This window comes from Thioalkalivibrio sp. (genome assembly GCF_041685615.1).
In the GTDB taxonomy this organism is placed as follows: domain Bacteria; phylum Pseudomonadota; class Gammaproteobacteria; order Ectothiorhodospirales; family Ectothiorhodospiraceae; genus Thioalkalivibrio.
In genome coordinates this window covers 19,773-32,474 of sequence record NZ_JAWLFK010000029.1, presented here as the reverse complement: position 1 = coordinate 32,474, position 12,702 = coordinate 19,773, and the positions used below count along the sequence as shown (strand labels likewise).

The 12,702-nt window shown below is 67.1% G+C and carries 11 protein-coding genes and 1 pseudogene; 3 read left to right on the top strand and 9 right to left on the bottom strand.

Features of this window, described 5'->3' with window-relative positions; genetic code table 11:
• The 9 genes and pseudogenes from ACESLR_RS07535 to ACESLR_RS07495 form a co-directional block, all read right to left on the bottom strand.
• Window positions 1–77: pseudogene (locus ACESLR_RS07535) on the bottom strand (DNA-binding response regulator); the annotation flags it as partial.
• Between the two features lie 5 nt (window positions 78–82).
• Window positions 83–1,501 carry an HlyD family type I secretion periplasmic adaptor subunit gene (locus ACESLR_RS07530; RefSeq protein ID WP_373023878.1) on the bottom strand — a complete coding sequence of 473 codons (1,419 nt, stop codon included), beginning with the start codon at window positions 1,499–1,501 and terminating at the stop codon, window positions 83–85.
• Window positions 1,498–3,630 carry a type I secretion system permease/ATPase gene (locus tag ACESLR_RS07525; RefSeq protein WP_373066933.1) on the bottom strand — a complete coding sequence of 711 codons (2,133 nt, stop codon included), beginning with the start codon at window positions 3,628–3,630 and terminating at the stop codon, window positions 1,498–1,500. Before ACESLR_RS07525 ends, ACESLR_RS07530 begins: the two co-directional genes overlap by 4 nt.
• A 247-nt stretch (window positions 3,631–3,877) precedes the next feature.
• On the bottom strand, window positions 3,878–4,399 hold the full coding sequence (gene tadA, locus ACESLR_RS07520) for a tRNA adenosine(34) deaminase TadA (RefSeq protein WP_373023879.1): 522 nt from the start codon (window positions 4,397–4,399) through the stop codon (window positions 3,878–3,880).
• Window positions 4,386–4,895 (bottom strand): glutathione peroxidase, encoded by a 510-nt coding sequence (locus tag ACESLR_RS07515; RefSeq protein ID WP_373023880.1) that lies wholly within the window; start codon window positions 4,893–4,895, stop codon window positions 4,386–4,388. Before ACESLR_RS07515 ends, tadA begins: the two co-directional genes overlap by 14 nt.
• Complete coding sequence (locus ACESLR_RS07510) at window positions 4,892–5,551, bottom strand: ABC-type transport auxiliary lipoprotein family protein (protein WP_373066929.1); 660 nt, start codon at window positions 5,549–5,551, stop codon at window positions 4,892–4,894. Before ACESLR_RS07510 ends, ACESLR_RS07515 begins: the two co-directional genes overlap by 4 nt.
• A gap of 3 nt (window positions 5,552–5,554) precedes the next feature.
• Complete coding sequence (locus tag ACESLR_RS07505; protein WP_373023882.1) at window positions 5,555–6,568, bottom strand: MlaD family protein; 1,014 nt, start codon at window positions 6,566–6,568, stop codon at window positions 5,555–5,557.
• Entirely contained in the window at window positions 6,565–7,365 is an 801-nt protein-coding gene (locus ACESLR_RS07500; RefSeq protein WP_373023883.1) for an ABC transporter ATP-binding protein, read from the bottom strand. Before ACESLR_RS07500 ends, ACESLR_RS07505 begins: the two co-directional genes overlap by 4 nt.
• Before the next feature lie 3 nt (window positions 7,366–7,368).
• Entirely contained in the window at window positions 7,369–8,523 is a 1,155-nt protein-coding gene (locus tag ACESLR_RS07495; protein WP_373023940.1) for an MlaE family lipid ABC transporter permease subunit, read from the bottom strand.
• 112 nt (window positions 8,524–8,635) lie between these two features.
• Here ACESLR_RS07495 and ACESLR_RS07490 point away from each other — a divergent pair, with 112 nt between their 5' ends.
• The 3 genes from ACESLR_RS07490 to ACESLR_RS07480 are packed head-to-tail and all read left to right on the top strand — an operon-like array spanning window position 8,636 to window position 12,632.
• Entirely contained in the window at window positions 8,636–9,574 is a 939-nt protein-coding gene (locus tag ACESLR_RS07490; protein ID WP_373023884.1) for an AAA family ATPase, read from the top strand.
• Complete coding sequence (locus tag ACESLR_RS07485; RefSeq protein ID WP_373023885.1) at window positions 9,556–10,578, top strand: DUF58 domain-containing protein; 1,023 nt, start codon at window positions 9,556–9,558, stop codon at window positions 10,576–10,578. Before ACESLR_RS07490 ends, ACESLR_RS07485 begins: the two co-directional genes overlap by 19 nt.
• Window positions 10,579–10,622: 44 nt before the next feature.
• Window positions 10,623–12,632, top strand: a complete 2,010-nt coding sequence (locus ACESLR_RS07480) for a DUF3488 and DUF4129 domain-containing transglutaminase family protein (RefSeq protein ID WP_373023941.1) — start codon at window positions 10,623–10,625, stop codon at window positions 12,630–12,632.
• The last annotated feature ends 70 nt before the right edge of the window (window positions 12,633–12,702 follow it).

Here is a 12,702-nt window from a genome sequence, read left to right as displayed (position 1 = left end):
AGCACCTGCGCGTCCGGAAACGCCGCCTCCCAGCGCGGCGACGGCCGCGAATCTTGATCCATCAGGAAGATCTGCATGTTTCTCAGCGCTCCGTAAAGGCCAGATCGCCCGCGCGGAGGATCGGCTTCAGCAGGTACTGCAGGATCGTTCGCCGCCCGGTGATGATATCCACCTGGGCGACCATGCCGGTCATGATCTGATGTTCGTCGTCAAAGCCGGTCTTCTCGGTTCGCACGCGAACCTTGTAAAAGGTGTTGTCGTCGTCGTCCGTGATCGTATCCGGACTGATGTGTTCGACCGTCGCCTCCAGCCCGCCGTAGATCGCGAAGTCATACGCCGTGAACTTCACCCGCGCCTGCTGGCCCGGCCGCAGATAGGCGATATCCCGTGGCGACACGCGGGCCTCGATCAGGAGTTCATCCTCCAGCGGGACCACCTCCGCCACCTCGCGTCCCGGCGAGATCACACCGCCCCGCGTGGTCACGAACATCCTCTGGACAATCCCGGTCATCGGGGAGCGTACCTCGGACAAGCGCACGCGGTCCTCGAGTCCTTCGGTTCCCTCGTCCAACTCCTGCAGGCGACCAAGCGTGTCGGCCAGCTCGGCGCGCCACTGGTTCCGGAAATTGAGCCGCACCTCGCGAATTTTCTCTTCAGCCTCCTCGATGGCGGAATTCAGACGGGCGATCTGTGCACTGGCCTGCTCACGATCCCCCCGTGCGTTGGACACTTCCCGCCGCAGGCGGAGCACCTCCACCTCCGAGACCGCTCCGCTTTGAACGAGCGGTTCGGTAACGTCCAGCTCCTGGCTGGCCAGTTCCAGTGTTCGCACGGCCTGGGTCCGGCGAGCCCTCACCTCGTTCAACTCTTCCTCGCGTTGGTGCATTTGTTCCTCGGCAATCCGGACGCGCGAGTTCAGTTCCGCCAGGGTTTCTTCATACAGGCGCTGTTCCTGCTCGACGATCGCGGCGGGACCCTGTTGCAGTTCGGGCGTCACCAGGAAAGGCGTGTCCGTGAGCAACGCGACCAGGCGCGCCTGCCGGGCCCGGAGCGAAAATTCGCTGGCACGGGCCTCGCCCAGATCGGAAAGAAAGCGTGTTGGATCGATACGGACCAGGACATCGCCGCGTTCAACAACGTCACCCTCGCGCACGAGGATGTCCGAGACGACGCCCCCATCCATTGATTGCAGCACCTGCAGATTCTGCGAGGGAATGACGCGCCCATCGCCCCGCGCGACCTCGTCGATCTCCGCCACCGAGGCCCAGTACCCGAGCAAGGCGAGCGTCACCAGAATGCCGTACAGCAGCGCACGGGCACGCAACGGCTTCTCCTGGATCTGCGTCCAGTCGGCATCCGAAGCCCAGTTCCGGTGGTCCGAGCCTCCCTTGGTCAGCCAGGGCCGAAAGATCCGGTCCACCATGGGCGCACCGACCTTGCCGGCGCGATCCATCCCGCGCCCAAGGTCGTCGAACCCCTGTCCTTCCTTTCGCTTGCTCACGCCTGTGCCTTTCCGACGCGACCTTCCCGAAGGGCCTGGACCACCTGGTCTTTCGGCCCGTCCGCCACCACGCGGCCCTGATCCAGCACGATGATGCGGTCCACCAGTTCCAGCAGCGACGTACGATGGGTCACGATCACCGCCGTACGGCCCTCCATGAATTCGGCCAGGCGACGCTTCATCGCCTGCTCGGTCGAGTTGTCCATGGAGCTGGTGGGTTCGTCCAGCAAGAGCATGTTCGGCTCGTGCAGGACAGCCCGGGCCACCCCGACACTCTGTTTCTGGCCTCCTGACAGGCGCCCGCCGCGTTCCCCAACCTGCATGTCGATGCCCTGCGGATGGCTGTTGATCAGGTCCTCGATGCCGGATATCCCGATCGCCTTGCGAATCGCCTCGTCCGACGCCAGCGGATCACTGGCCACGAGGTTTTCCCGGAGACTCCCGTAGAACAGCGTCACCTCCTGCCCCACATAACCCATGGAACGACGCAGCTCCGCCGGATCGAGTTGACGCACGTCGATGCCGTCGACCATCACCGCACCACCGGTCGGCTGGTACAGACCCATGATCAGCTTGGCCAGTGTGCTCTTGCCGGAGCCCACCCGTCCCAGGACCGCCACGTGCTCCCCCGGCTGGATGCGCAGCGACACGTTGCGCAACGCCGGGTTGGGCTGCTCGGGATAGGCAAAATCCACGTCGCGAAACTCGATCGCCCCCTCGAAGCGATCACGGCTGAGGAACGTGGACTCCGGTGGCCGCTCCACCGGCAGCGTCATGATCTCGTTAAGGGAGCCCAGCGCGGTGGACGCCTGGTGATACTGCATCAGCAGCCCCGCGGTCTGGCTGATCGGCGCCATCGCCCGGGAGGAAATCAGGTAGGCGGCAATCAGTCCGCCCATCGACAGCTCACCCTCCATCAGCAGAAACACGCCCAAGACAATAATGGCCACCCCGACCGTGTGCTGCGCCCATAACGCGGTATGGGTAACGCTCGCCGTGAGCAGACGATTCTGCGCGCTGGTTCGGGCCAGGTGGGCTGTCGAACGCTCCCACGTGGCCTGTACCCGCCCCTCGGCACTGAGCGCCTTCAGGGTCTCCGCACCGGCAAGGCTTTCCACCAGCGTGGAATTGCGTTGCGCTGCAACGCGATAGCTCTCCTCCGCCAGCGCATGAAGTTTGCGATGGATCGCCGTCGCGTACAGCAACAGCGCCAGAGCACCAATCAACACCGGCACGGCCAGCGGCCAGGCGATCAACGCAATGATCGCGATAAACAACAGCGCGAACGGGAGATCGACAAAGGCGATGATCGTCGCCGAAGAGATGAAGCTGCGTACCGACTCGAATGCCCCGATATTGGACGCGAACGAGCCCACCGAGGCCGGCCCATGTTCCATGCGTAGCCCGAGCACACGCTCCATGATGTGCGACGACAGTTTCACGTCCGCCCGCATCGCGGCCTTGTCCACAAAATGACTGCGCATGGTGCGCAAGACCAGGTCGGCGATCAGGACGATCACCACGCCCGCCGCGAACATGAAGAGCGTTTCGGTCGCGTGGTTGGGGACGACGCGGTCGTACACGTTCAGCACGAACAACGGCATCGCCAGGGCAAAGAGGTTGATCATGACGGCCGCCACCAGCACGTCGCGGTACAGCGGCCGGTTCTCGCGAATAACCCGCCAGAACCAGTGTCCCTTGTCTTCCTTCGACACGCGTGGCGCCCGCGCGTCCATCCGGAACTCGGGGCGAACGTAAATCGCCCGACCCAGATAGCGGGCCTTCAGGCGATCAAGCGGGACTTCGATCACCGCGTCCCCCATCTCCGGATCGACGACGCGGGCCACGCTCTTGTCTTCGTTCCACCCCACGAGGACCCAGGCATCATCGTTGTCGAGAAGCAACAGGGCGGGCAGGAGATCCTCTTTCAGCGCCCGCGGCTCGCGAGTCACCGTGCGCGTGGTCATGCCGGCGCGCCGGGCCGCACGACCCACCAGGGCCGGGCTTAGACGCCCGTCTTCCAGCGGAAGGCCGGCGCGGGCCGAGTCCGCCGTCAGGTTCAGACCATGGGTGCGCGCGATGAGGATCAGCCCCCCTAGAAGGGGGTCGGGACGATCGCTCCCATCCAGGACCGGGAGGGATTCCGTGGCGGCTGTCGCACCGGCCGCAGGTTCTGCCGCGGCCCCTTGCTCGCCCGACTCCGGCCCGGCGGTGTCGTCCCGTTCATCGTGATCTTGGCGGTTGATAGGTATTCCTCGGAAGGCAGCTTCATCGCGGGAGGCGCGGCCGATCCATCAACGCCCCCCGGTAACGTTAACCACGTCACAACCTTGCCCCGCACGGCCTCACAGCACAAGGCGGCCACCCTCCCCCAACTCACGGCGAGCTAACGCCCCGGCGGGCACGAAAGAAACGGCGTAGCCGCTCGCCCGCCTCTTCTCCCCGAACACCGCGTAAAACCTCGATATGATGGTTGTGAGAGGGATGTTCAATCAGGTCCAGGGCACCGCCGGCAGCCCCCGTCCGGGGGTCGGTGGCGCCGAAAACCAGGCGCCCCACCCTCGCGTGAATCATGGCTCCGGCACACATACTGCATGGCTCCAGGGTCACATAAAGCGTGGTCCCCGGAAGCCGGTAGTTCCGCAGTCGTTCGCCTGCCGCGCGCAACGCACGGATCTCGGCGTGGGCGGTCGGGTCGTGCCGCGCGATCGGGGCGTTGTGACAGGACGCCAAGCAGGTTCCGTCGGCCGCCACCAGCACCGCTCCGACCGGAACCTCGCCCGATTCGGCGGCGCGTTCGGCCTGCTCCAGGGCCCGGGCCATCCAGAAGTCGTGGGCCTCTGGTTGCTCCGGCCGAGGTCCATCGGCCCCGGCGGACGCCGGACTAGCGTCCGCCATTGCTCTGGGGTCCGGACTCCGCCAGCGCCGCCTCGATCGCGGGCGCCAGGTCGGCCGGCTTTTTCTGCGGGGCAAACCGGTCGATCACGCGGCCGTCGCGGCCGACCAGAAACTTGGTGAAGTTCCACTTGATGCCCTGGGTGCCGAGGGCGCCCGGCGCCTGCGCCTTCAGGTGCCGGTAGAGCGGATGCGCACTGTCGCCATTCACCTCGATCCTCGCGAACACCGGGAAGGAAACCCCGAATTTCAATCCGCAGGCCCGAATCTCGTCCGCGTCACCCGGTTCCTGGCCGCCAAACTGGTTGCAGGGAAAGCCGAGCACCCGGAATCCCCGGTCGGCGTAGCGACCATGCAGGGCCTGCAGACCCTCGTACTGGGGGGTAAACCCACACTCGCTCGCGACGTTCACGACGAGCAGGACATCACCGCGCCAGTTCGCCAACGGCTGCTCACCACCCTCCGGCAGGGGGGCGGAAAAGTCGAAGACGTCACTCATTCGTGGGCCTCCCTTTCGGCTTCGCGTAGCAGTTCGTGTTCCAGCTCCACCAGGACGTCGGCGGTCGCCTCCGACAACGCGGAGACCAGGCGTGCAGCCGAGCGCCGTTCGATGGCGTGTTGTGCCTCCATCTCGGCCAGACGCGAACGCTCCGCCGTGCGCAACTGGGTCCGCAGCCCGACGCGGCCCAATCCCCGCACAGGCTCACCGGAATCCGCCTCCGGGCTCGCACTCTCCAGATCCCCGTAGAGGGCTGTCACCAGCAGGTGAATCTGCACCGCGGGCCGTCCCTCGGCCCAGACATCGGCCGCGTCATCGACGAGTTCGACGGCTGCGTCCTTTCGGGTCCAGCGGTCGCGCAACAGCTGCTCGATCTGCTCGGCCGGGGTCAGAAACCATTCGTTGTAGTAGTCGGATTCGTAGCGATGATCGCCCACACGATAGACCAACCCCTTGCCGGAGTAGGCCGGCGCCACCCGTACCGAGCCCAGCTCGACCGCCAGCGGACGATCCGTCTCGTTCTGCAGGGGGGCCGGTTCGGCCGGAAGCTCCAGCAGGAACCAGGCCCGGTCCACCGCTTCTCGCTCCGGAATCAGCGTGCACCCGCCCAGAAGCCAGGTGGTCAGCAGCAATGCGGGTAAGGCCCATCGGATCATCGTCTACTCCTCGTCCATTGAACTGCGGGGCGGGGGGGCACCGAATAGTGCACCGCCCGGATTGCGCCGGACATCGTCCGACAGACTGCGCAACCCACTGATCGCGGTCTGCAGTTCGTCGAGGGTCTCCACCAGCTTGTCCTCGCTCACGTCCATTCCCCGATTCAGACGCTCGACCATCGAATCCATCCGGTCCACCAGGCGGCCGACATCCGCGGCCTCGGCCGTCTCGCGCAACCCGCGCAGGGCGGCGCGCGTTTCGCCGGGCAGTGCCTGGGTATCCGGGTCCTCGACCAGACGTTCCACCGACTCCATCACCCGGTTCGCCGTGCGGGTGGTGGTCTTGAGTTCCTCGATCATCTCGTCCGCCTGCCCGGCCAGACGCTCAGTGTCGAGGGCGCTGAGGCTCGAATCCACCGTCACCAGCAGGTCCGTCAGGTTGTCGACCACCCCCTCGATGTCCAGGTCGTCGACGCGTTTCAGGAAACGTTCCGCGTATTCCAGGAACTGCATCGTCGTACTACGCGACGAGGGGATATGGAGGGCTTCCGGCTCCCAGTCATATTCCAGCGGCGGGTGCGCCTCCGGGTCCGCGAAATCCGCCTCGAGGTAATTCATGCCGGTGATACCCTGGGCCGCCATGCGAACCCGCAATCCGGCATCGACCAGGGTCTCGAAGACCTCGACCTGGAACTCCCCCTCCTGCGCGCTGGCGGCAAAGCGATCCGGATACAGCCTTGCCCGCACCATGACGTAGCGTTTCCGATCACGCGGGGGCACGTCGGATTCGTAAACGACGGAGGTAAACGTCAGGTCGGTCACCTCGCCGATGTTCACCCCGCGAAACTTCACCGGCGCGCCGATCTCCAGGCCCTGGATCGAGGAGTCCAAGTAGGTCTCGATCTGGATGGACGGGCGCAGCAGGTTTCCCGAGGTCAGGATCAGCAACGCCGCCACCAGTGCCGCCAGCCCGCCGAGAATGAACAGCCCCAGCCGGAAGTGATGTCGGGCACTCATGCGGGCCTCTCCTCGTCGGAATCCGTCCGCCGCAGGAAGCGCTGTACCCACGGGTGGTTCGATGTATCACGCAGGGTCGCCGGGTCGCCCTCGGCCGCAATCCCCTGACTCTCCTTGTCGAGCATAATCACCCGGTCGGCAATCGCGAAAACGCTGGCCAGCTCGTGACTGACGATCACGATGGTCATGTCCAGGGTGCGGGCAAGACGCTGGATCAGCCGGTCCAGGTCGGCCGAAGTGATCGGGTCGAGTCCTGCGGATGGCTCGTCCAGAAACAGGACCTCCGGGTCCAGCACCATGGCCCGCGCAATCGCCGCCCGCTTCTGCATCCCACCGCTGATCTCCGACGGCATAAAGTCGGCAAACGCGCCCAGCCCCACGAGTTGCAGGCGGGCACGCGCGATCGCGTCCATCGCCTCGAGTGGCAGTTCAGTATGCACCTCCAGCGGAAGGCGCACGTTCTCCAGCAGCGTCATCGAGCCGAACAGCGCACCCATCTGGTACATCACCCCAACGCGCCGGAGGATCGCCTCGCGCTGCGCCCCGTCCGCCGCCGCGATATCCGCGTCCGCCACCCAGATGTGTCCAGCCAACGGCTGGTAAAGCCCGATCATGTGCTTGAGCAGCGTACTCTTGCCACTGCCGGAACCGCCGAGAATCACGAAGATTTCGCCCCGGCGCACGTCGAAGTCCAGATCACGCATCAGCACGAAATCGTCGAAGCCCATGGTCAGGCCCCGGACGCGGATCACCACATCGGAGTTCTCGTCTACCCTGGACGTCCGCGAATCCGTCATGCCTCAGATCCCCAGGTGGTAAAACAGCACGGCGAACACCCCGTCCAGCACCACGATCAGGATAATGGAAGTCACCACCGCGCTGGTGGTCGACAGACCTACCGAGGCGGCCCCGCTACCGGTCTGCAGCCCGCGCAGGCACCCCACTCCGGCGACCACCAGTCCGAACACCACCGCCTTGGCCAGACCGGAGAACAGATCCGAGAGCGTCAGGGCGGACGTCACCTGATTGAAGAACGCCACCCAGGGGATGCCGAAGCCCTGCATGACGACCGCGGCGCCGATCAGCCCGATCATGTTGGCGTACAGCGCCAGCAACGGCGCCACCAGCAAGCCGGCCAGCACCTTGGGCAGCACGAGAAAGCGCATCGGATCCAGCCCCATGGTCTTCAGGGCGTTCACCTCCTCGTTCACCTTCATCGTCCCGATCTCGGCCGCGAACGCCGCACCCGAGCGTCCCGCCAGCAGGATCGCCATCATCAACGGGCCCAATTCCCGGAATAGCGACACCGCCACCAGGTTCGCCACGAAAATCTCGCCGCCGAACTGGCGCATGGCGATGGCCGACTGGAACGCCAGAATGACCCCCAGCAGAAAGGCAATCAGCGAGACGATCGGCAGTGCCTGAAAGCCCGCGGCCTCCGCCACGCGCAGGGTATCGCCCCAGCGTACCTGGCGCGGGTGACGCAGCGAGCTGCCGATCGCGCGGGTCAGCTCGCCCACGAACGAGAATTGCGAATGCGCCGCCTCCCCCACCCGGTCAATGCCGTCCAGCAACCCCGGCCACCAGCCGCGCCCATGAACCCCGCGCGCCGGTTCGACCGACTCCAGCTCGCGATACGGAGCCAGTTGCTCCCGGACCATCCGGCCCATGCCCTCAAACCGGACCTCGACACCCCCGGTCGCCAGGTCCTGCTCGAGTGCGTGCAGAAGGGCCGCCCCCGCACCGTCGCAGTACTCGACCCCGTCCAGGTCCACGGACACCGCGCCCATCCCCTGCCCCTGACGGATCAGTTCGCGGGCACGGCGGCGCAACGGGCCCCAGTGCCGTTCCACCGCGTGCACGTCCAGCCGCCCTGCCAGACGCAGGCGGGGCCCGGGCTCGGCTGTGGCATCATATTCGAACGGATGTTCCGCACCGGCGGCCGTGGAATCCATCGCGTGACTCGCGGAGAACGTGCGGTCATGGTAGCCGCAACCCGGCCCCGGGAACCATTCGCCCGGCAGGGAGACGCTCTGCCCCTCCGCCACAACCAACAAAGAGGCTCGCATGCCATCGGCCAAGGATGCCCTGCAGCAGGTAGAACACGCCCTCAATGAAGTGCTCCTCGGCAAGCCCGGACCCGTGCGTCTGGCACTGGCCTGCCTGCTGGCCAACGGGCATCTGCTGATCGAGGATCAGCCCGGTGTCGGCAAGACCACCCTGGCCCACGCGCTGGCCCGCGCGATGAACCTCGACTACCAGCGCGTCCAGTTCACCAGCGACCTGCTGCCCGGCGACGTCCTTGGGGTCTCCGTCTTCGAGCAGGGTAGCGGCCAGTTCCGCTTTCATCCCGGTCCGGTCTTCACCCAGGTGCTGCTGGCCGACGAGATCAACCGCGCGCCCCCGAAGACGCAAAGCGCCTTGCTGGAAGCGATGGAGGAACGTCAGGTCAGCGTGGAGGGGGCCACCCGCGAGCTGCCGGTGCCGTTTTTCGTGATCGCCACCCAGAACCCGGAGGAACAGGTCGGCACGCACCCGCTGCCCGAGTCCCAGCTCGACCGCTTCCTCATGCGCATCCAGCTCGGATATCCGGATGCCGGGGCCGAACGGGCCCTGCTGGAACGCAGCGGCCCAGCCCCCACGGCCACTCCGGCCGTGGAGGCCCACCCGAGCCCCCCCAGCCTGGCGGCACCACACCAGCTGCGCGAGTGGCAGGACCGTGTGGCCGAGGTCCACGCGGACGGCGCGGTCCTGGATTACCTGCAGGGACTGCTGAGCGCCAGCCGGGACCGGGCACGGTTCGCCCACGGCCTGTCGCCCCGCGCGGGGCTCGGGCTGCTGCGCGCCGCGCGGGCGCATGCCTTCCTGGATGGCCGCGACTACACCACCCCGGACGACATCGCCCGCGTACTGCCTTCGGTCGCCGGCCACCGTCTCCGGGCACGCGAGCCGGAGGCCCCCGGACGCACGGTTGCGCGCCTGATGGAATGCGTCCCGACTCCGTGACCCAACCCGGCCCATCACGCCGCCGCAGCGCCCGCCTACGCGATGACGCGATCCGCTGGATCACGCGGCGCCACGCGCACGATGGCGAGCAGGCGCACCTGGGGCGCGACCGTATCTATATCCTGCCCACACGGGCCGGCTACACCCTGCTCGGCATCATCCTGGTGATGCTGCTGGGGTCGATCAACTACGCCAACAACATGGCGTTCCTGCTCACCTTTCTGCTGGTGGGCATCGGTCACAACGCCATGTGGTACACCCACCGCAACCTGCTGGGTCTGCAGATCTCCACCCTTCCGGTACCGCCCGTGTTCGCAGGACAGCCAATCACGCTTCCGCTACGCCTGACAGAGACCGCCGGCCGCGCGCGCGAGGCCCTGGTCCTGTGCATCGGAAGCCACGCCACGGCGCCCTTTCCGGTCCCGGCCCGGGGCACGCACAGCGCCCGACTGGACCTGCCCGGGCTTGCACGCGGGATCTACCGACTGCCCCGCCAGCGCCTCGATACGCGCTACCCACTGGGCATCCTGGAGGCCTGGAGCTGGCTGACCCTGAACCCGGAGATCGTGGTCTACCCCACTCCGATCGACCCCGGCGCGGCCACGGGTGGAACGGGCGAAGACGATCCGCACACCCGGGACCGGCGCGAAGGCGAGGCCCCGGACCAGATCCGTCCCTACCGTCCCGGCGACCCACCGGGGCGCATCGTCTGGAAGGCGTTCGCCCGCAGCGGAAAGCTGCATGTGCGCGAGGCCGCCGGCGGTCAGGGCGATCGTCTGTGGCTGGAGTGGGACGCCATGCCCGCCACCGACACCGAGACCCGCCTGTCCATGCTCTGTCACCAGGTCCTCGCGGCGCATTCCGAGGCTCGTGCGTTCGGTCTGCGCCTGCCCGACCAGACCCTGGACCCGGCCCAGGGGGCTACCCACCGCGATCGCTGCCTGCAGGCCCTTGCACGCTTCCGCACCGACGGGGTCGAACTCGACCCGGGGCCGGCCACGTGAACCGTCCGGCCACCCCGGCGTCGCCGCATGGCGACTTGCTCGGACTGGACCTGGCCCTGATCGCCCTGCCGGTCGCCGCCCTCCCGCATGTCTGGCACCAGCCACCCTGGATCACCGCGCTCGTCGTGCTGGCCATTGCCACCCGGGCGTGGCTTCTGGGTACCGGCCGCCCCTCCCCCTCGCTCACGGTCATGAGCGGGCTGGCTGTCATCGCCGGAGGACTGACCCTGGTCCAGTTCGGCACCGTCTTCGGCCAGGAGGCCGGGACCGCTCTGCTGCTGGTGATGATCGCCTTCAAGCTGCTGGAAACCCGCAATCGCCGCGACATCGTCATCACGCTGTTCCTCGGCTATTTCGTGGTCGTTACCAGCTATTTCTTCGATCAATCGATCCTGATAGCGGCCTATTCGCTCCTTGCAACGGGCCTGCTCACGGCCGCGCTGATCCAGGTCCACGCCGGACGGTCGATCCCCCGGCGACACCTGGCGCGCCAGGCCGGGGCCATGCTCCTGCATGCCTTGCCCTTCATGTTGATCCTGTTCGTCGTCTTCCCGCGCATTGAGGGCCCGCTTTGGGGGGATCCGCAGCGCGAGGACAGTGCACGCACCGGGTTGTCCGGCGAACTCGACCCCGGCGACATCGCCAGTTTGCTGCAGGACGAATCCACGGCCCTGCGGGTCCAATTCGATGACGATGTGCCGCCACTGCGCGCGCAGTACTGGCGTGCCCTTGTGATGACGGATTTCGACGGCCGACGCTGGTCCGCGGACGAAAACCGGTCGGTCATCGACCCGCCCGTCGCCGGCGATGCCGACCGCGTTGTCCGCTACACGGCCACCCTGGAGCCCACGCGGGCCCGCTATCTACCCGTACTGGATTACCCGAGCGCCCTGCCGGAGGACGTCGATCTGCGCGCGAACTACCAGGTCCTGCGCGATCGCCGCATCACCCGCCGAATCCAATACAGCGCGGCGGCCGACCTCGGCACCCCACCCGGGGCCGGCGAGGCCGCACTGGACCCTCAGGAGCGCACCCGCGCGCTGCACCTCCCACCGTCCGCCGCGCCCCGCGCGCGGGCGGAAGTCGCATTGTGGCGTGCAACCCATGGCGACGACGACCGCGCCATCATTCAGGAGGCATTGCGCCAATTCGCCGGCGAGCCCTACCGCTACACGCTCCAGCCCCCGCGTCTGCAGGACGACACCACGGACCGGTTCCTGTTCGAGACCCAGGCCGGCTACTGCGAACACTATGCCTCCGCGTTCGCCGTGCTGATGCGCGCGGCCGGCATCCCCTCCCGCGTGGTCACCGGGTACCAGGGGGGGGCCTGGCAGACGCGCGGTGAATACCTGCGCCTGCGCAACGCCGATGCCCACGCCTGGAACGAGGTCTGGCTGGATGGGGAAGGCTGGGTGCGCGTCGACCCCACGGCCGCCATCGCACCCGAACGCATCGAGCAGGGCATTACCGGCCTGGCCACGGATACCGGCGAGGAGATTCCCGGCTTTCTCCGCCGGGGCGACGGTCTCTCCTGGCTGCAGCGCGCGCGTTTCGGGCTGGAGGACTGGGGCGATTTCGTGCGTTTTCGCTGGGAGAGCTGGGTCCTGGCGTTCGACCCCGAACGTCAGCGCGAGCTATTCGCCCGCCTGGGGCTGGATGCCCAGGACTGGCGATCGGTGCTGATTGCCCTCGGCGTCGGATTTGGTGGACTGGCCCTGCTGACGTTGGTCTGGATCTGGCTGCGCCGCCCACGCCCGCGGCGATCGCCCGCCGATCGCCTGCTCCAGAGGCTGTCGCGCCGCATCGCGCGCCATGACCGCGCCCTCGCGCGCCAGCCGCATGAACCCGTGGACGCCTGGACCCGACGTGTCCGCCAGGCCCGGCCGGATCTGGCGGAGCCGCTTGCCACCTTCGCCGGCGTCTACAACCGACAGCGCTTCGCCCCCCTGAGCCCGGATCAGAGAGCCGATGAACTCGACCGCCTGCGCAGCGTACTGCAACAGGTACCGCGCGGAAGGCCGTCCACCACCAAGCCGAAGCGCGGGCGCGCCTAACCCGCGACGCACCCTGCAAACGACTCGGGGCCGGCCGGTCATGCAGACCCGGTCGGCCCCGTTCGCCGTT